Here is an 18,769-nt window from a genome sequence, read left to right as displayed (position 1 = left end):
AAGTCATTGAAAAGTGGGCTTACCAGCTTAGCTGGGGCTTATATTTTTTTAACAAAATTTCGTGAATCTCATAAGATGTAACAAGTATGTTGTTAAAGGATGTGAAATAATGTATGAAAGACCGAATGATATAGCACACCAAAGGAACTTTACTACAAATCCATATGCAAACTATCATCAAATTAATCACTTCTCCCCTTATGGAAATCCAAGTTTCCAACGTATGCCAAATTATAATCATATACAGCCTCCCACATATCCTGAGACAAACTTAATTCAAAATGCCCCAAATTATCGAGTGAACGATGATAGATTGAATCTAAACTATCCATATGCTTATGATGCTGCTCAGCCTTATCATCCACTACATGATTTTAATCAGAGTACACCAGTGCCACTACACCAAAATGGGAGTATGAACCAGAACAATGCATATGTGACTCCATTTGAGCAGTTTTCTAAACCAAAACTTCCAGAGAACTGGCACGAATCGACAATGAATATGCAACAGGATACACCCCAGCCTATGTTTGGCCAACAGCAAAATATGCAACAGCAAAATATGCAACAGCAAAATATGCAACAACAAACAATAGAACACCAAACACCACAACAACAAAATATGCAAATGCAATCATCAAATGAAATGTATCCAAATCAAAAAGGGCAGTTTGACTTGGATAAAGTTCTTACAACAGTGGGCCAATTGGCGAATACGTATCACCAAGTTTCTCCAATCGTAAAGCAGGTAGGCTCATTACTCAAAACCTTTAATCCAAGGTAAGGAAATTAATAATTATTGAAAAGAAGGGCAAAAGAAGAACAGACCTAATCTGTGCTATGCACCCTAAACCTGTTGATAGGTCATGCTAAATTAAAATGAGGAGCGCATAATATGATCGGATGCTTAGTAATCCATGGATATACAGGTGGACCTTATGAATTGGAGCCGTTGACAGACTTTCTGAAGGAAAAAACAAATTGGATCATTCAAGTCCCGATATTACCTGGACATGGGAAAAACCTTTCTCTTGAGGATAAAACGTATGATGAGTGGTTGGATGCAGCTGAACATGCACTTCACCAAATGAGAGAGAAATGTAACGAAATATATGTAATTGGATTTTCTATGGGTGGGATGATTGCCGCATATTTAGCTGCAAAACATCATGTTGATAAGTTAGTTTTATTAGCCCCAGCTGGAAAGTATTTATCATTTAAGCATTTGTTTGCGGAAGTAACGGATATGCTGAAAGATGCTGTTCGTGGGAAAATAAATAAAAATCGATTTTACTTACACTATAAGCGAAAGTGGGGTACGATTCCACTGCGTGCAAATATTGAATTTATGAAATTGATTCATGCAACAAAAAAGTACTTAAAAAGTGTACAGTCGCCAGTTCTCATCGCACAAGGGCAGTTGGATAGCATGGTACCCTATAAAACTGCTTATTACTTAGATAAGGAAATAGCTTCAAATGAAAAGGAAGTTATTTTCTTTGAAAAATCAAAGCACCTCATATGTCACGGTAGCGATCAAGAGGTTTTAATTAAAATGGTACATCAGTTTTTAACGAAAACTTAAAAAGGAATCTGCATATTAACCATGCAGATTCCTTTGTAATTTTAGCGTTAATTATTAAAAAAGGAAATAACGAGAGCGCCTTCTCCACCGTATGTTGAAATTAAAGGACCCGTTTCAGATAAAAGTGAATCAGCAAATGGATATGTTTGATTAATTTCATCCAGTACTGTTTGTGCACGTTTTTCATCAACACAATGCGTCATGGCAATCACTTTGCCTTCAGCGTTTTTAGTATGCTCTCCAATTAATTCGATAAAGCGACGTACTGCTTTTTTATCTCCGCGGACTTTTTCAATTACTTCAATATCTCCTTTGTCTTCACTTGCTTTCATAATGAGTTTAACATTTAAGGTTTTAGCGATTGCGCCACGAACTTTATCCAAACGCCCACCAAGAATTAAGTTTTCTAATGTTTTAAGAACGAACAAAGTCGTCGTTTGTTCCACACGTTCTTTTAAGTGTTCCACTAATTGTTCGAATGTATAATTTTCCGCTAGTTTTTTCGATGATTCATACATTAAAAGTGCAATTCCGCAAGAAGCTGTTTTGGTATTAATGACTTCAATCTTTCGATTAGGTTCATCTTCTAAAAGCATGTTTTTTGCAGTTACAGCGTTTTCATAAGTACTACTGAGTCCTTTTGTTAAGCTTAACATTAAGATAGGACGTTCTGGATCAACCGATTTATACGCCTCATAAAAATCATGCGGACTAGGTGCAGCAGATCGAGGCAACTCATTTGTTTCCTTAATTTTATTAAAAAAGCTTGTCATGTCCAATTCACCAGTTTTATATTGCCCATCTTTAAAATGTAGGTAAAGGGGAACAATTTTAATATCCAACGTATTCATAAGCTTTTGTGGAATATCTGCCCCGCCATCAGTCATTAGTTGAACGTTCATCATCTCACCTACTTCTATTATAATACATCTAGTATAACAGGTAATGTACAGAACTGCTATTTCTAAATTGCTGTTAGGAGTGTGCTTTTTTGGAAATAGTTACTTTAGACTTTCGCGTTGTACTCATAATAAATAAGAATAAACCAAAGATAATAATTGTACCACCTAACCACTGCGACCAAGTAATTGTTTCATCTAATATAATGTAAGCAAGGATAGATGCCCCGACAGGCTCAAAAACAATACCCATGGAAATGGTTGCAGTGCTTAGCCATTTTAAGGCCCAATTAAATAAGGAATGGCCCAAAAAGGTAGGAACAATAGCTAGGATTAAGAATATCCACCATTGTGTAGTGGAATAACCTGTGAAGGAATGTTGGAAAATAAGATTATAGATAATCAATGTAATCGAGCTTATTCCGTATACGACAAAAGTATATGTCATTAATGACAAGCGCCTACGAATATTTTGTCCAAGTAGGAAATAAACAGTAATCATCACAGCACCAATTAAAGCAAGAATATCCCCAAAAAGGGCCATGCCACTAATTTGAAAATCGCCCCAACTAATGATAACACTACCGAAAATGGCGATAATCATACTAATAACTGCTCCATAGGAAAAGCGCTCTTTAAAGAATATGTATGTGCCAATAAAGGCAAAAATTGGTTGTAGTGTCACAAGCACAACGGAACTTGCAACAGATGTATAGTTTAAGGATTCAAACCAGAAAATAAAGTGAAAGGCTAGAAATACACCTGCAGCCGTTGACAGTAACCAATCTTTTTTTTGAATCAGTTTTAGTTCATGCCGATATTTAGTAAAAATAATCGGAGCCATTAATAGGACTGCAAAAAGTAATCGATAATTTGCAATAATAGCAGCTGGTGCACCACTTGCAAGTTTTACTAAAACAGCAGATGTGGAGACGGATATAACACCGATAACAATCGCTACATATGGATTAAAAGGTGGAAGTCGCATGAATTGAAACACTCCCTTAAATCTTTATATATATAAATTTTATTTAAAAAACTAATATTATTTACCATGCCATATCTATACAAAGATAGCAACTACTAGATATCACACATATGTATATGTTATCATTAAAAGGCTGTAAGAAGTTGTTTAAAAATGTGGTTCGGACGGAATATATACTATAGGAAATCATTTTCTGGCAGAATATAAAGGTATCCTCAACTTTCTTTCTGTTTACGTGCACATACGAAAATGCGCTAACGGAGAGTTTTTTATAAAATGGCTCATTATCGTACGATATAACCTATATCATAACTTTTGACTGAAAAGAATAATAAACAATTAGATGACAGTACAACAGGAAACTATTTTCAACAAAGGAGAATAAGAACGTGACAACATTTAACGAACTGGGTATTTCTAGCCCAATATTGAAAGCCTTAGAAAGAATGGGGTTTGAAGAGGCGACACCGATTCAAGCTGAAACCATTCCAATCGCTTTATCAGGTCATGATGTCATTGGACAAGCACAGACAGGTACAGGAAAAACAGCTGCTTTTGGGATTCCAATGATTGAAAAGATTAACCCGAAAGAAAGAACAATACAAGGTTTAGTAGTTGCCCCAACAAGGGAATTAGCTATTCAAGTTGCCGAAGAACTCAATCGTCTTGGCCGCTTTAAGAACGTTCGTGCGTTATCTGTTTATGGCGGACAACATATGGATCGACAAATACGCTCTTTAAAAGACCGTCCACAAATTGTCGTTGCGACGCCAGGAAGATTAATGGATCATATGCGCCGAAAAACTATTCGGACTGATCATGTACAATTAACAGTCTTGGATGAAGCGGATGAAATGTTAAACATGGGCTTTATTGACGACATTCGTGAAATTTTAAAGGGTATCCCGGAAACAAGACAAACATTACTATTTTCAGCTACAATGCCGAAAGAAATTAGAGAAATTGCTACAAATTTAATGAAACAACCACACGAAGTAAAAATAAAGGCGAAAGAATTAACAGTTGAAAATATTGATCAATATTTTATCGAAATACCAGAGAAGTTTAAGTTTGAAACATTATCAAACCACCTTGATATTCATGATCCAGATTTAGCAATTGTGTTTAGTAGAACAAAAAGACGTGTAGATGAAATTGCTGAAGGATTACAAGCGAGAGGCTTTCGTGCTGAAGGGATTCATGGTGATTTAACACAAGGAAAACGTATGTCTGTTTTAAATAAATTTAAACATGGACGTATTGATGTACTAGTTGCAACAGACGTAGCTGCAAGAGGATTAGATATATCTGGTGTTACACATGTATATAACTTTGATATTCCACAGGATCCAGAAAGCTATGTGCATAGAATTGGCCGGACAGGTAGAGCTGGACGTACTGGTGAAGCAATTTCATTTATTACACCGCGTGAAATGGCACAGTTAAAATTAATTGAACAGTTAACGAAGAGCAAGATGAAGCGTCTAACACCACCATCAAATCAAGAAGCGGCTCGTGGTCAACAACAAGCAACTGCAGAAAAGATTCTGAAGCTTATTGAGAAAAATGATTTGAAATCTTATCATGAAACTGCCAATGAATTATTAGAAGACCATGATTCGATTACGATTATATCTGCAGCATTAAAAATGCTTACAAAAGAACGCAAAGATGTTCCTGTACAGATATCTTCCATTGCGCCAGTAAGTGTTAAAAAGGCAGAGAATATGCGTGATAATAAACGCCGTTCAAATAATAAACGATTCCACGGTAAAAGAGGCCAATCAGGACGCTATAAAGGAAATCGTAACCGTAAAGACAATTTCCAAAATCGTCGTAATAGAGGAAAGTAAATATTGGCATGTTAAAAGCTCCTTCGCAGTGAAAAGGGGCTTTTTTTGTGTATTCATAGTGGTTCGGTTCACACTCATTTTAGTGTTTGACATGTTCGACGAAGAGAAAAGGCGAGAACTGGTCACATAGGAGCGAGCGTTTAATAGAACCCATATGGAAGAAACGAAAAAGAGACATTGAAAAAATCAATGTCTCAACCTCAGCATGTGAGTGGGAAGATGATTACTAAATGATATGCTTAAAATAAACCAATTCTACTCAATAAGCCGAATGCGATGAGGATGACTAATATAATCCAAATTACGTTTCCTCGAATTTGGAACGGAATTCGCCTCTTTTTATTCCAACGGTTTGGATCAAACTTTATTTCTGATTCATCACCTGGATCCCGATAACGCCGCACATTTCTCCATGGTGAATATGACCGTACATTTTTTAATACGAGAGGCGCTAATGCGAAGCCTCCAATAAAACCAAAAATATGTGCATAAATATTAATGTTCGATCTTAAAAATGTCATGACAAGACCGATAACAAAGATGATAGTCACAACTTGTGCGCTTTGGGCATCGATTAGATCCTTCCGCAAAGCAACCATATATACGTACATACCAAACAACCCGAATATCGCTCCAGAAGCACCTACGTGTAAATACAATGGAGAGGCGAGGAAGTAAGTACCTATATTTCCGATGATACCTGCTCCTAAATACGCAATTGGAAATTTAACTTTCCCTAACATTTGTTCCAATGCTGGCCCGAAGAGAACGAGTGAAAAAGAGTTAAACAACATATGCATGAGGTCACCATGGAGAAAAATAGGCGTAATAAGCCGCCAATATTCTCCCTGCATGATGCCATAGTTACTACCAACTCCAAAACGATAAAACTCAACAGCAAAAGGGAGGTTTAATACATTTATTGTGAGCCACAATGCAATATGAATGATCACTATCGTTGAAACAATGGGATAATATTGCATAAATTCTTTTACACTTTTTTCATGTCGTATAAACATCATAAACACCTTCAATCTAAATTACTTTTAACGCATGTAATAAAGGATAAAAATTTAAACTGTTATTTATCGCAGATTAACCTGCTATAAGCCCCCAACTTGATGCGTTCACTTTATCTTTATGAGGGCTGTTGAACAAACTTTTAAAAAATCATACATACTATATGATAAGCTTTGCTTTATTATAGTATGATTAAACATAATAAAACAACTTCGTATACTTAAGAGAGGGATGGACGTTTTGATTAAGGGAATTGGTATTGACCTTGTAGAAATGAAGCGGATTGAAAAACAATTAAATCAGGAACGTTTTTTACAACGGATTTTAACAGATAAAGAAAAACAGTTATTTTTAGAGTTGCCCACAGATAGAAGGAAACTGGAGTTTTTAGCGGGACGCTATGCTGGAAAAGAAGCATGTTCAAAAGCATTTGGTACAGGAATAGGTAAGCTCAGTTTTCAACATATTGAAATTTTACGAAACGAACTAGGTGCTCCTGCTATAACAGTGAAGGATTATAAACAAAGTAAAATATTTATTTCAATCAGTCATAGTGAAAACTATGCTATAGCACAAGTAGTTTTAACAGACTAGAGAAATGGCGTGAACATCGAACATTAATGCTTAAAATACATATATGGAATATATTTAATCATCATAATTGTAAAGGTTGTCTCATATATTTTAGTGCGGGTAGGAGGGAACAAAGTGTTTATCGTTACCGCAAAGGAAATGTACGATATCGATCATTATACAATGCAAACAATTGGATACGGAAATTTATTAATGGAAAATGCAGGCAGGGCTGTTGCTGAAAAGATTACCAAAATAATATCGAAGGAAGAACCCATCTCAGTATTTGTAGGAACAGGTCATAATGGTGGGGATGGTTATGTTGTAGCTAGGACATTATGGAATATAGGTTATGATATAGAAGTTATCCAGGTTGGTGAAAACGAAAAGCTTAAACCTGAAGTAAGGTTCCATAAACAATTATTTATAAATTGCCGTGGGACTGTCCATGTTGCAGTAGATGATGAAACATTGCAGCATGTTTTTACGAATAAAAAGGTTGTAATAGATGCACTAATTGGAATCGGGTTAACAGAAAATATTCGAGAACCAATCGCCACAGCTATTTCGCTTATAAACAAAGAAGCAGAGATGATTGTCTCAGTTGATATTCCATCAGGTCTACCGTCAGATGAAGGAAATCTTTCATCAATTGCTATACAAGCCCATCATACAATTACGATTGGTGCTCCTAAAATGAGCATGTTTATTCCTTCTACCGAAGATTTTTACGGCAACTGGGATGTTGTATCGATCGGGCACTCGCCATTCGTTTTTGAAAAATATACGAATCGTATCATGATAACAAAAGAACTATTTCAGCAAACAATGCCACGAAGAAAGAAATCAGCTCATAAAGGGGACCATGGGCGAGGGCTTATAATCGGTGGTTGTGATAACATGCCAGGGGCATTGGCGATGGCTGTGAAGGCTGCGTTAAAAACTGGGGCGGGATTGATGACAGCACGGTCTACAAAACAAGTAATCAATCGTATTAGCAGTCAATGTCTTGAAGCGATGTATGAGGAGTACCCTGATCAAGACGGATATTTAGTAGTGCAAAATAAACCAGCCTTTTCAGACAAGCTACAAGCAGTCGCAATCGGTGTAGGAATTGGAAGAAATCCTAATACAGCTAAAGTAATAAAAGAAGCCATCGAACATGTTTCATGTCCACTTATTGTGGATGCTGACGGATTGTACCATCTAAGTCAAATGCAACATGTATTAAAACAGCGGAGTAGCCCGACAATCATTACACCACATACTGGTGAAATGGCAAGATTACTTGGGGTTTCTATAGAAAAGTTAATGCAACGACCATTCCATTATGCTCGTGAATATGCTACTACGTATCAAACATATGTCATATTAAAAGGACGTCACACGATTATTACATCCCCAACAGGAGAACAGGCTGTGAATATGACTGGTAATCCTGGTCTAGCAAAGGGTGGTTCAGGTGATGTGCTAACTGGAATAATAACAGCAATGGTCATGCAAAAAATGAGTATTTTTCAAGCATTGTGTAATGCATGCTTTGTGCACGGCATGTCAGCAGATATTTTAGTTGCGGACAATCATACGTATTATGATTTGTTAGCGACAGATGTTATTGAAGGAATTGCAAATGTGTATCGTACATTTCTTTAACAGATGCTTATAGTAGTGCATGTTCAAATATAGAAGTTGTGTCATATTTACTATGAGTTTTGAACATCCAATCGCATACTGTTAACGGTAATTGTTCCCTTTGTCCAAATCCAAGAGTGTAACTTGAGGAATCGTTTATAGGCATTGAGACAAGGGAGATGTTCATAATTAGAAAACTATTTATTTATTTAGTGACAGCGATAAGTTTAACAATTATACTTTCGGCTTGTGGTGAAAAGTCACAAGAAGATGTAATAAAGCAAATGGATAAACAGTTGGATGAAATGTCAGGATATAAAGCAAAGGCAGAAATGAAAATGTATACCGGCAAGGAAGATCAAGTATATAACATTGATATTTGGCATAAAAAGAAAGACTTCTATCGGGTTGCTTTATCGAATAATGAAGACGAAAAGGGTAATCAAATAATTTTGAAAAACGATGACGGTGTGTTTGTTTTGACACCTGCGTTAGATAAAAGCTTTAAATTTCAAACAGAGTGGCCACAAAATAGTAGCCAACCTTACTTGTTTCAATCATTATATCAAGATATTAAAGATGACAAAGATGCAACATTTAAAGTGACAGATTCTCACTATGTATTCCATACGAAGACGAATTATCAAAGTAATAACAATCTGCCATTTCAGGAAGTCTATATTGATAAGAAGACGTATGTACCAGTTCTTGTAAAAGTATTAGATAAAGATAATCAAGCGATAGTGGAAGTGAAGTTTGCTAACTTTGATACAAAACCAAGTTTTGAGGATAAAGATTTTGCTTTGGAAGAAAATATGAGTAGTAGTGCAGTAGCGGAAAAACCTGTGTCAAAAGATGTAATGGATGAGGCGTTTACAGTGCTATTTCCAGAACATACTGCGGGGGCTGAATTAGTAGAACAAAAAGATGTTGATTTAGAAAATGGGCAGCGTGTCATCATGTCTTATTCTGGTGATAAAAGTTTTACACTTATTCAGGAAAAACCTGCTTCAGTTGAAACTTTAAGCTCTCCAAAAGAGGTGCCAGGAGATATCGTTAATTTAGGACATTCAATTGGGGCATTAACTGAAAGTGGAATTGAGTGGGAGTATAATGGTTCAACCTTTTATTTAGCGAGTGATCAATTAACGAAGGAAGAATTAGTTGATATTGCGAAATCTGTCACAGGTAAAGTAGTGAAGTAGATGGGAAAGTAAAAGAGCAGACTCTTCATTTACAAAGAGTCTGCTTTCGCTTTGTGGTCTCTTAATTATTTATAAAATATTGTTGTGATTACACAATAGAACCAAACTGTCTCGTAACGTGCCTGTTAATTTACTTATATTTATTGAAGATACTGCTGACTCCTCCGCTTCGGCAGAATACTTCGCTTTCCGCGGGCACGGCCTTGCCCCAACACTGGGGTATGCCGACGTTGGCCGCAAAGGCCGTATTTAGTCGGCGCTCCTTAAATTGTTTCCTGTGGGGTTTCCGACGCACAGGACGTGCTAGCGCAGGCGTTACCACAGGACGTGGTGAACTTAGCCCTGCGTTCACCTGTTGCTATTCCCGCAGGATAAGGAAGGCCACGACAGCGAAGCATCGCACGATAAAATGCATTTTTTTTTGCATTTTTGAGGAGTCTACGTATTCTGCCTACGCTAGTCTAGGTCATCTAATATAAATAATAGACAATCAATTCGCAATGAAAGATACCTACACCAGCGGAGGAAAAACACGGAGACTCCTGCGGGAGCAGAGGCCTAGGTGAGACCCCGCAGTGCGTAGCACGAGGAGGCTCATCAGCCGCCCGCGGAAAGCGCAGTGTTTTTCCGGAGCGATATTAGTGAGGTAAGTTTTCACTACTGAACAGTTTAGGTCAATTAGGAAATTAGTAAGCAACTGATATGAAAAGAGCCTATTCTTTACAGATTTCCCGAGCGAGAAAGCCCACTACGGTGCGATAGCATCCTGTTTAGAAAGTTTCACACTGTATTTGTTGCAGTCTATATAAAACGCTAATACAATGAATATATGAATAAATACAGAAAAACAAACACAACCGTATCGTTAATCAATTATCATTTCGTTTTCTGTCCTCGATACAGAAGGAAGATATTTCTTCGTACGGATGTGGAGGAACGATTCAAACAATTAGTCCAAGAAATATGTAAAGAATTAAAGATTGTTGTTGTTGCTTTGGAATGTGACAAAGACCATACCCACATGTTTCTGAATGCACTGCCAACATCTAGCCCTGCAAGTATAATGGCAAAAATCAAAGGAGTGACTTCTAAAAAGTTAAGGGAAGAATTTTCTCATCTTGAACACCTGCCCAGCCTTTGGACACGTTCCTATTTTGTGTCTACCGCACGAAATGTACCAAGTGAAACAATTAAACGCTATGTCGAACAACAAAAAACAAGGGGGTGAACAGTATATCCCAAAAAATAACCGTCAAAATAAAACTGCTTCCAGCAAAAGAATAAGCAACTATTTTGCAGGAAATGAGTAAGGAATATATATCTACTATCAATATGATTGTGTTTGAAGGTTTGAAATGGTTGCAGAAAAGAAGAATAGCAAAAAACAAGCAAGGATGTTTTTGTCTCTTTGCCATTAAGGATAACAAAGATAAATAATAGGATATAAAACAATGGATACTAGAAAAGGTATGTAAGGGGAAATACGTTATGAAACGTTTTCGTAATACGTGGGTTGAAATAAATTTGGATGCAATAGGATATAATATTAGACAAATGAAGCATAAACTGCCAACACATACAGAAGTCATTGCAGTCGTGAAAGCTGATGCATATGGACATGGCAGTATTGAAGTGGCGAAAAAAGCCCTTGAATCAGGTGCGAAGGCTCTTGCTGTAGCGCTTTTGGAAGAAGCAATAGAATTAAGAAGAGCATCTATTACAGCACCAATATTAGTGTTAGGTTGGGTTGCTCCGGAACTCGCACCGATTGCAGCAACACATGAGATTACATTAACAGTCTTTCAAAAAGATTGGGTACTTCTAGTTCAACAAGAAAGACTACCGAAGCCATTGCATGTCCATATGAAATGGGATACTGGAATGGGGCGGATTGGTATCCGTACAGAGCAAGAGCTTCATGAACTATTACAAATCTTAAAGGTTTCGAAACAATTAAAGTTGACAGGTGTGTTTACACATTTTGCTACAGCTGATGAACAAGATTTAAGCTATTTTCAAGAACAACTACAACAATTCAATCAATTTTTAAACCTATTTAAAAAAGAGTGGCCGGAGCAGATAGCTATTCATATTGGAAATAGTGCGGCTGCAATAAGATTTCCAGATGAGATGTATAATTACATCCGTTTTGGCATATCCATGTATGGGTTATATCCTTCAAATGTTATCAAGGAAAATGAGTATGATTTAGCTTTAAAACCAGCTTTTTCACTGAAGTCTAGCCTTATACATGTTAAAAAGGTTCAGAAAGGCACTTCTATTAGTTATGGCAAAACATATACGACAACAGCAGATGAGTGGATTGGAACGCTTCCTATAGGTTATGGAGATGGTTGGGCGCGAAAGTTACAAGGTATCCACGTACTTGTTAATGGAAAACGCATGCCAATCGTTGGAAGAATTTGCATGGATCAAACGATGATTCTTTTAGATAAATGCTATCCAGTGGGAACGAATGTCACATTAATAGGTAAACAAAAAGGTGAAGAGATTGCATTAGACGATGTTGCACAATATATGGATACCATTAATTATGAAGTAGCTTGTATGATCAATAAGCGAGTTCCAAGAGAATATGTTTTTTCACAGGTAAGGACAGAATGAAATATTGACCATTGATAAATCTGTTCGCCGAGATAGCAATATGCAAGCCCAACGCACAGAATATACTCGTGCGGGCTCTCCTATTGGAGTGGTAAAATGATTGTATGTTGCTGAACAGAAGCTGACCCTTTTCTATATCCAACGATATTTTTTCCTGAAGGCTTTGCAAATCGGGCCAATGAATGGTATGATTAGAATGAATTTATATAAATAATTATAACTTAAATAGGTCGTTCAATTGTTGGTGGAGGTGCATGGTTTTGTCAGAAGGCTTGCAAGAGATTTTGGTGAAAATGCCAAAAAACCTGTTGAATGAGGTGGATGGAATAATGAGACAAGAAAATAAGGACCTAAGCGATTTCATCTGTCAAGCAACACGAAATTATTTAGAGACGAAGAAACAGGAACATTTACAAAATATGTATGATTCCATGCAAAAAGGCTATGAAGAGATGGCAAGAATTAATCTCAAGATTGCATCCGAGGCTTTCCAAGCTGAAGAGGAGGCTGAGCTAACCCTAGAACGTACTGTGATCGGGGTGTAGTCATTGAAAGTGCATAGAGGAGAAGTATATTTCGCCGATCTATCTCCTGTAGTTGGATCAGAACAGGGAGGAGTGCGTCCAGTACTGATCCTTCAAAATGATATTGGAAATCGCTTTAGCCCAACAGTTATTGTTGCTGCGATTACCGCGCAAATTCAAAAGGCAAAATTACCTACTCATGTTGAGATTGATGCGAAAAGGTATGGTTTTGATCGCGATTCGGTTATTTTACTAGAGCAAATTCGCACACTTGATAAGCAACGTCTTACTGATAAAATCACAAAACTGGATAGTGGTATGATGAAAAAAATAAATCATGCATTAGAAATAAGCTTAGGGCTTAAAGATATGTATGGCCACCATCATCCGTAAAAACTCCCCGCTAGTTTCGACTAAGGGGTTTTTTGTTTTTAAATGGAGTTGTTATCTGGCTTTAATATTCTGATTATAGGTAATTACATATAAAATTCCTGTAATAGATTTGCATTATACGTTTATACATGTGACAATAATGATAAAATTTATTGTAAAAAAGTGGGGGATAATATGGATCGGCATCTTCGTGAAATTGTTATAAACCAAAGTGATGTAATTGTGAAAATGTGGTTGGAAGAAATAGAAACATTAAAACAAGCAAACTATACATCAAATATCTCTGATGAATTATTTGAAAGTACAAATGAGGAGTTTGTTGGAGTCATATTTGAGAGTATTAAAGAACAAGGATCAATGAAATATGTAGAGAATTTTTCCGAGAAGATTATACAACTAGGCTGGCCATTAAGTTATATAACGGATGGCTTGCAAGTATTTCGTCGGATGACCATAGAATATATCTTAAGTCAGACAGAAAAGGTAGATTCGACTTATTTCTCAAACGTATTAACGAGTGTTGATAAGTGGGTCGAGCCTATTATTCGCCAACTGGTAAACGAGTATACTGGTAATTGGGAAAACATCGTATCTCTACAACGATTAGCATTGCAAGAGTTATCGGCACCGTTAATACCGGTTTTAGATGGTATTACAATTATGCCCCTAGTTGGGACGGTTGACACTGAGCGCGCAAAGTTAATTATGGAAAATTTACTTGAAGGTGTGATCAAGCATAACTCTGAAGTTGTCCTAATTGATATCACAGGTGTTCCTGTTGTTGATACGATGGTGGCCCATCATATTATTCAGGCCGCGGAAGCAGTACATTTAATAGGAGCAAGTTGTATTTTAGTGGGAATTCGCCCAGAAATAGCACAAACAATTGTAAACCTAGGAATTGACCTTGAAAAGTTCCCTACAAAGAGCTCTTTACAAAAAGGCTTTCTTAGTGCATTAAAATATACGAATCGAAAGATATTAAATGTTGAGGACAAGGTAGAGGCAATTGAGAAAATGATTGAATCGTTAAAAGGAGGGGATAAGTAATTGCGAATCCCTATTTTAAAGCTACATAACTATTTGTTAATATCGATTCAAACGGATTTAGATGATCAAACAGCTATTCAATTTCAAGAAGATGTTTTGAAAAAAATCCACACAACTGGGGCAACAGGTGTTGTTATTGATTTGACGTCTGTTGAAATTATTGATTCTTTTATAGCAAAGGTACTTGGAGATGTCGTAAGCATGTCTGACTTAATGGGGGCTAAGGTTGTGTTGACAGGAATTCAGCCAGCAGTTGCGATTACATTAATTGATCTAGGTATACACTTAAGTAAAGTTCCAACAGCATTAGACTTAGAACAGGGGTTGTTGAAGCTCCATTCGGAATTGGGGGAGTAGACAATGGCCCATCATTCCTGTGTGAATATCCATAAAGAATGGGATATTGTTGGTGCAAGGCAAATGGGGCGTGATATCGCCAAAAAGCTTGGATTTGGTACGGTTGATCAAGCTAGGATTGCAACCGCAATATCTGAAATTGCTCGCAACATATATTTATATGCAAAAAGTGGTAAAGTTTGTTATGAGATAATTGACAACATCGATCAAAAAGGATTGTGCATTACTGCTATTGATACGGGTCCAGGAATTAAAAATCTTAGTTTAGTAATGCAAGATGGATATTCTACATCTGGAGGACTTGGAGCTGGTCTTCCTGGTGTAAAACGTTTGATGGATGAATTTGTGATTCGATCGGAGGAAGGGAAAGGAACTGAGATTAAGACAATTAAATGGGTAAGATAACGTTAAAATGTAAAGAAATGTAACGAAAAAAATGATACGAATTGCATTACAAGAACGGATATAAGTATCTTGTAATGCAATTTGTTTATATTTTTATTCATATTATGATAGTTACGATTCATTGGGAGGATTTGCTAAATGGGCGATATGCAAATTGATGTAAATCATTACAAGCAGTTGTTAAAACATTATATTACATCACAAAATGAAAAAGCGCTGTACAGTGCTGAACAACTAACGAAAACATTTATACAAAATAGTATCTTTCCTGAGGAAATCGTTAATATTCATATGCAATCCATTGCGGAATTATATCCGAATATGTATCAAGAAATGGAACACGCTATGAATTTTTTACTTGAAACAATGATTTCATACGGATTGGCATTTCAGGAAAATCAAGCATTACGGGAAAAGCAAATGGAAATTGACTCGGAATTATCTGTTGCGGCGAGTATGCAGCAAACACTTTTAGCAACAAAAATTCCGAAAGTGAGTAATTTGGATATTGGGGTAATAAGCGTTCCAGCTCATCAAATGAATGGTGATTATTATCACTTTGTAACAGGAAAAGACGATAAGATTGGTATAGCAATAGCAGATGTGATTGGTAAGGGTATTCCAGCTGCACTTTGTATGTCTATGATCAAATACGCCATGGACAGTTTTCCAGAGCAATCGATGAGCCCAAGGCAAATATTACAAAGCCTTAATCGCGTAGTAGAACTAAATGTTGATGCAGGTATGTTTATTACGATGTTTTATGCACAATATAATCCAAATAGAAGTACGTTTGTCTATGCATCTGCAGGACATGAGCCAGGGTTTTTCTATCATGCAAAAACTGACACGTTTACAGAAATTACAACGAAAGGTCTTGTTTTGGGGGTTTCTCCAGAGGTAACGTATAAGGAATATGAGCAAGTAATTGAAAAAGGAGACATGATTGTTTTATTAACGGACGGTGTTACAGAATGCCGCGTTGGTGGAGAGTTTATAGAGAGAGAAGCAATATTAGAAGTATTGAAACAAAATAAACATTTAGCAGCTCAAGATCTCGTCATGCATGTTTATAAGTATTTTGAGAGATTGCAAAACTTTCAACTAAGAGATGACTTCACATTAATTGTTTTAAAAAAACAAGTTTAATATGTAATGAATCTGGGAATCTATAGTTAACTGAACAAATAGGAACTTAGTAGTGTTGGCAGAAGAATAGGCTAGTAGTAAAGTCTGTCCATCACGATACATCGTATTACTAGACATATAATAATAATTAACTTGTTAAACAGCAAAAATAGAAATGAGAAATGTATCGGCTAACGAGTTCGTACATAAAACATAAATGGGAGGGGTCATTTATGAATTTAGAAATAGAAGTGTCTGAAGGGCAAGTAGAAACAATTGTAAAGCTTTCTGGAGAGATTGATGCTTACACAGCTACAAAGCTTAAAGAGACTCTTTTAACATTAACAAATCAATTGGATAAGTTGGTTATCGTTGATTTAGAACATGTTAACTATATGGATAGTACAGGATTAGGCGTTTTCGTAAGTGCATTAAAAGCATCAAAAGAAAATGATAGTCACTTAAAACTTATTCAAATACAAAAGCGGGTATTTCGTTTATTTAAAATTACTGGTTTAGATGAAATTATTGATGTTCATGCGATAGTAAGAGGTGAAAATAAAAATGGAATCATTTGACTTTGTAGAAATGAAGATTCCAGCGAAGGCGGAGTACGTAGGTGTGCTAAGACTAACCTTATCAGGCATAGCGAACCGAATGGGTTTTTCATATGAGGATATTGAAGATTTAAAGGTAGCTGTTTCAGAAGCAATTACAAACGCGGTAACCCACGCTTATGATGATACGGAGCTTGGAGAAATAACAATATGCTTTGGCATTTATCCAAATCGATTAGAAATAATGGTGGCAGACCATGGCGGAAGTTTTAATTTAAAAGATATTAAAAATAAAATTGGACCTTATCATCCAAAGGAGCCAATTGAAAACCTACGCGAAGGAGGCTTTGGGTTATTTTTGATCGACACACTAATGGATAAAGTACAGATTAACAATGAATACGGTGTAATCGTTTTAATGACTAAGTACCTAAACGAAACTGAGGTGGACTTTAGTGACGATCAAATCTCAACAACACAATAAAGATAGTGATGAAATTTATCACTTGATTAAACGTGTGCAAGAAGATCCCTCAGATGAAAAAGCTAGAGAAGAAATTATTCTTTATTATACTGGTTTAGTCGAATCTCTTGCACGCAAATATTCAAAAAATAGTATGATCCATGAGGACTTTGTGCAGGTTGGTATGATAGGTTTATTAGCGGCTGTAAATCGTTTTGATCAAACATATGGAAAATCATTTGAGTCCTTTGCAATTCCAACGATAATCGGAGAGATTAAACGGTTTATTCGAGATAAGACATGGAGTGTGCACGTTCCAAGACGCATTAAAGAATTGGGTCCTAAAATAAAAAGGGCTGTCGATGAACTGACTACTCAGAACCAAGATTCTCCATCCATTAAAGAAATTGCAGCATATCTACAAGTGTCGGAAGAAGAAGTGTTAGAAGCGATGGAAATGAGTAAGAGCTATACAGCACTTTCTGTAGATCGCAAAATTGAAGCGGACCCAAGTGGAAATACGGTAGCAATTCTTGATCTTGTAGGAGACAATGAACAAGGATATCAAGATACGGATTTGAAAATGCTGCTAGAAAAGATTTTCCCCATATTAACTGAACGAGAACAAATGATTTTACGTTGTACATATTTTGAAAACTTGAGTCAAAAGGAAACCGGGGAGTTATTAGGTATCTCACAAATGCACGTATCTAGATTACAACGTCGCTCGTTAAAAAAACTACGGGAAGCGCTGCAAACGGATAGTTCGGAGGTATTTGATTGAAAAAGTATAATGAAAGTCACATTGAAGTGGCAGTGTACCAACAGGCAAAAGATGAAAATGTATATTGTGGCGATAGCTATTTTTACGTGGAAACGAAGGATAGATTCTTTTGTGCACTCGCAGATGGATTAGGTAGTGGAAAACCAGCTTATGAATCAGCGCAAGCTGCTATTGAAACCATTAAAAGTAACTTAGATTGTTCTATCGATGAAATAATTAAAAAATGCAGTGAACAATTAGTCGGAAAACGAGGCGTAGTATTAGGCATTTTCATACTTGATTATCACACGAAACAATATAACTTTTATTCAATTGGGAATATCAGTATGATGTCAAGTGTGGCGGGAAAAAGAAAAAAACGACATATCCCGAATGCAGGTTATTTGGCAGGTTATACACGTTCTTATAAAGTGACGAATGATATATTAGAAGATAACATGAATATTATTATTTTCTCTGATGGAATTGAGGATCACAACGTTGTAAAAAAGAGTTTGATTTGTACAAATGTCCAAGATATAACACGGGCTTTTGAAAACAAAGAAAAGAATGATGATGCAACACTAATTGCAATTCGATATGAGGAAAAGGAAATGTTGCCGAATTATCTCTAAGTACCAAGAGAAGTTTGGCAACATTTTTAATTTGTCTTCTAAAAAAGCTGTATGATATAGGTGATTCGTGAAACTATATGCGTTGTTTGGTAAAATAGGAAGGTATGAAGGAGG

At 36.3% G+C, this 18,769-nt stretch carries 21 protein-coding genes; 18 read left to right on the top strand and 3 right to left on the bottom strand.

What is annotated here, in order from left to right; all coding sequences use genetic code 11:
• Positions 1–109 precede the first annotated feature (109 nt).
• Both ACFFIS_RS16345 and ACFFIS_RS16340 read left to right on the top strand, forming a co-directional pair.
• On the top strand, positions 110–784 hold the full coding sequence (locus ACFFIS_RS16345) for a hypothetical protein (RefSeq protein WP_320381327.1): 675 nt from the start codon (positions 110–112) through the stop codon (positions 782–784).
• 111 nt (positions 785–895) lie between these two features.
• Entirely contained in the window at positions 896–1,585 is a 690-nt protein-coding gene (locus tag ACFFIS_RS16340) for an alpha/beta hydrolase (protein ID WP_390188398.1), read from the top strand.
• A 47-nt stretch (positions 1,586–1,632) separates the two neighbouring features.
• Here the strand turns inward: ACFFIS_RS16340 and ACFFIS_RS16335 are convergent, their stop codons facing one another.
• Both ACFFIS_RS16335 and ACFFIS_RS16330 read right to left on the bottom strand, forming a co-directional pair.
• On the bottom strand, positions 1,633–2,487 hold the full coding sequence (locus ACFFIS_RS16335; RefSeq protein WP_390188396.1) for a DegV family protein: 855 nt from the start codon (positions 2,485–2,487) through the stop codon (positions 1,633–1,635).
• 73 nt (positions 2,488–2,560) lie between these two features.
• Positions 2,561–3,472, bottom strand: coding sequence for a DMT family transporter (locus tag ACFFIS_RS16330; protein ID WP_320381330.1), 912 nt, complete (start codon positions 3,470–3,472; stop codon positions 2,561–2,563).
• A 389-nt stretch (positions 3,473–3,861) separates the two neighbouring features.
• Here ACFFIS_RS16330 and cshA point away from each other — a divergent pair, with 389 nt between their 5' ends.
• The gene (gene cshA / locus ACFFIS_RS16325; protein ID WP_390188395.1) at positions 3,862–5,325 is read left to right on the top strand and encodes a degradosome RNA helicase CshA; all 1,464 of its coding nucleotides are present in this window, start codon (positions 3,862–3,864) and stop codon (positions 5,323–5,325) included.
• Positions 5,326–5,564: 239 nt separating this feature from the next.
• Here cshA and ACFFIS_RS16320 read toward each other — a convergent pair whose 3' ends face one another.
• On the bottom strand, positions 5,565–6,344 hold the full coding sequence (locus tag ACFFIS_RS16320) for a rhomboid family intramembrane serine protease (RefSeq protein ID WP_390188393.1): 780 nt from the start codon (positions 6,342–6,344) through the stop codon (positions 5,565–5,567).
• Between the two features lie 232 nt (positions 6,345–6,576).
• Between ACFFIS_RS16320 and acpS the strand changes: the two genes are divergently transcribed.
• From acpS to ACFFIS_RS16245, 15 genes are all read left to right on the top strand, one after another.
• Positions 6,577–6,939 (top strand): holo-ACP synthase, encoded by a 363-nt coding sequence (acpS, locus tag ACFFIS_RS16315; RefSeq protein ID WP_390188392.1) that lies wholly within the window; start codon positions 6,577–6,579, stop codon positions 6,937–6,939.
• Positions 6,940–7,053: 114 nt separating this feature from the next.
• Positions 7,054–8,571 carry an NAD(P)H-hydrate dehydratase gene (locus ACFFIS_RS16310; protein ID WP_390188391.1) on the top strand — a complete coding sequence of 506 codons (1,518 nt, stop codon included), beginning with the start codon at positions 7,054–7,056 and terminating at the stop codon, positions 8,569–8,571.
• 158 nt (positions 8,572–8,729) lie between these two features.
• The gene (locus ACFFIS_RS16305; protein ID WP_390188390.1) at positions 8,730–9,755 is read left to right on the top strand and encodes a LolA family protein; all 1,026 of its coding nucleotides are present in this window, start codon (positions 8,730–8,732) and stop codon (positions 9,753–9,755) included.
• A gap of 829 nt (positions 9,756–10,584) precedes the next feature.
• The gene (gene tnpA, locus ACFFIS_RS16300) at positions 10,585–10,983 is read left to right on the top strand and encodes an IS200/IS605 family transposase (RefSeq protein ID WP_390188389.1); all 399 of its coding nucleotides are present in this window, start codon (positions 10,585–10,587) and stop codon (positions 10,981–10,983) included.
• 260 nt (positions 10,984–11,243) lie between these two features.
• Positions 11,244–12,380 carry an alanine racemase gene (gene alr / locus ACFFIS_RS16295; protein WP_320381337.1) on the top strand — a complete coding sequence of 379 codons (1,137 nt, stop codon included), beginning with the start codon at positions 11,244–11,246 and terminating at the stop codon, positions 12,378–12,380.
• Positions 12,381–12,640: 260 nt separating this feature from the next.
• Entirely contained in the window at positions 12,641–12,925 is a 285-nt protein-coding gene (locus ACFFIS_RS16290) for a CopG family ribbon-helix-helix protein (RefSeq protein ID WP_320381341.1), read from the top strand.
• A gap of 3 nt (positions 12,926–12,928) precedes the next feature.
• Positions 12,929–13,297 carry a type II toxin-antitoxin system PemK/MazF family toxin gene (locus ACFFIS_RS16285; RefSeq protein WP_320381342.1) on the top strand — a complete coding sequence of 123 codons (369 nt, stop codon included), beginning with the start codon at positions 12,929–12,931 and terminating at the stop codon, positions 13,295–13,297.
• Between the two features lie 174 nt (positions 13,298–13,471).
• Entirely contained in the window at positions 13,472–14,347 is an 876-nt protein-coding gene (gene rsbRA / locus ACFFIS_RS16280; RefSeq protein WP_320381343.1) for an RsbT co-antagonist protein RsbRA, read from the top strand.
• Positions 14,348–14,704: an STAS domain-containing protein gene (rsbS, locus tag ACFFIS_RS16275; protein ID WP_320381345.1), complete on the top strand. Its 357-nt coding sequence runs from the start codon at positions 14,348–14,350 to the stop codon at positions 14,702–14,704. It abuts the gene before it with no gap.
• Between the two features lie 3 nt (positions 14,705–14,707).
• Complete coding sequence (locus ACFFIS_RS16270; protein ID WP_390188387.1) at positions 14,708–15,109, top strand: anti-sigma regulatory factor; 402 nt, start codon at positions 14,708–14,710, stop codon at positions 15,107–15,109.
• Positions 15,110–15,247: 138 nt separating this feature from the next.
• On the top strand, positions 15,248–16,258 hold the full coding sequence (locus ACFFIS_RS16265; protein ID WP_390188386.1) for a PP2C family protein-serine/threonine phosphatase: 1,011 nt from the start codon (positions 15,248–15,250) through the stop codon (positions 16,256–16,258).
• 212 nt (positions 16,259–16,470) lie between these two features.
• Positions 16,471–16,815 (top strand): STAS domain-containing protein, encoded by a 345-nt coding sequence (locus ACFFIS_RS16260; protein WP_320381347.1) that lies wholly within the window; start codon positions 16,471–16,473, stop codon positions 16,813–16,815.
• Entirely contained in the window at positions 16,802–17,278 is a 477-nt protein-coding gene (gene rsbW / locus ACFFIS_RS16255) for an anti-sigma B factor RsbW (protein WP_320381348.1), read from the top strand. The genes ACFFIS_RS16260 and rsbW overlap by 14 nt, the downstream gene beginning before the upstream one ends.
• Positions 17,250–18,041: an RNA polymerase sigma factor SigB gene (sigB, locus tag ACFFIS_RS16250; RefSeq protein ID WP_320381349.1), complete on the top strand. Its 792-nt coding sequence runs from the start codon at positions 17,250–17,252 to the stop codon at positions 18,039–18,041. The genes rsbW and sigB overlap by 29 nt, the downstream gene beginning before the upstream one ends.
• The gene (locus ACFFIS_RS16245; protein ID WP_320381350.1) at positions 18,038–18,655 is read left to right on the top strand and encodes a PP2C family serine/threonine-protein phosphatase; all 618 of its coding nucleotides are present in this window, start codon (positions 18,038–18,040) and stop codon (positions 18,653–18,655) included. The genes sigB and ACFFIS_RS16245 overlap by 4 nt, the downstream gene beginning before the upstream one ends.
• Positions 18,656–18,769 lie beyond the last annotated feature (114 nt).

The organism is Paracerasibacillus soli, from assembly GCF_042432965.1.
GTDB lineage: Bacteria > Bacillota > Bacilli > Bacillales > Amphibacillaceae > Paracerasibacillus > Paracerasibacillus soli.
The sequence above is the reverse complement of the archived record's forward strand: the minus strand, read 5'-3'. Positions and strand labels throughout refer to the sequence as shown.

Coding starts and splice junctions, on each gene's coding strand:
- ACFFIS_RS16345 (WP_320381327.1), top strand. CDS start 110: ATGTATGAAAGACCGAATGATATAGCACACCAAAGGAACTTTACTACA.
- ACFFIS_RS16340 (WP_390188398.1), top strand. CDS start 896: ATGATCGGATGCTTAGTAATCCATGGATATACAGGTGGACCTTATGAA.
- ACFFIS_RS16335 (WP_390188396.1), bottom strand. CDS start 2,487: ATGAACGTTCAACTAATGACTGATGGCGGGGCAGATATTCCACAAAAG.
- ACFFIS_RS16330 (WP_320381330.1), bottom strand. CDS start 3,472: ATGCGACTTCCACCTTTTAATCCATATGTAGCGATTGTTATCGGTGTT.
- ACFFIS_RS16320 (WP_390188393.1), bottom strand. CDS start 6,344: ATGTTTATACGACATGAAAAAAGTGTAAAAGAATTTATGCAATATTAT.
- acpS (WP_390188392.1), top strand. CDS start 6,577: ATGGACGTTTTGATTAAGGGAATTGGTATTGACCTTGTAGAAATGAAG.
- ACFFIS_RS16305 (WP_390188390.1), top strand. CDS start 8,730: ATGTTCATAATTAGAAAACTATTTATTTATTTAGTGACAGCGATAAGT.
- tnpA (WP_390188389.1), top strand. CDS start 10,585: ATGAATAAATACAGAAAAACAAACACAACCGTATCGTTAATCAATTAT.
- alr (WP_320381337.1), top strand. CDS start 11,244: ATGAAACGTTTTCGTAATACGTGGGTTGAAATAAATTTGGATGCAATA.
- rsbRA (WP_320381343.1), top strand. CDS start 13,472: ATGGATCGGCATCTTCGTGAAATTGTTATAAACCAAAGTGATGTAATT.
- ACFFIS_RS16270 (WP_390188387.1), top strand. CDS start 14,708: ATGGCCCATCATTCCTGTGTGAATATCCATAAAGAATGGGATATTGTT.
- ACFFIS_RS16265 (WP_390188386.1), top strand. CDS start 15,248: ATGGGCGATATGCAAATTGATGTAAATCATTACAAGCAGTTGTTAAAA.
- ACFFIS_RS16260 (WP_320381347.1), top strand. CDS start 16,471: ATGAATTTAGAAATAGAAGTGTCTGAAGGGCAAGTAGAAACAATTGTA.
- rsbW (WP_320381348.1), top strand. CDS start 16,802: ATGGAATCATTTGACTTTGTAGAAATGAAGATTCCAGCGAAGGCGGAG.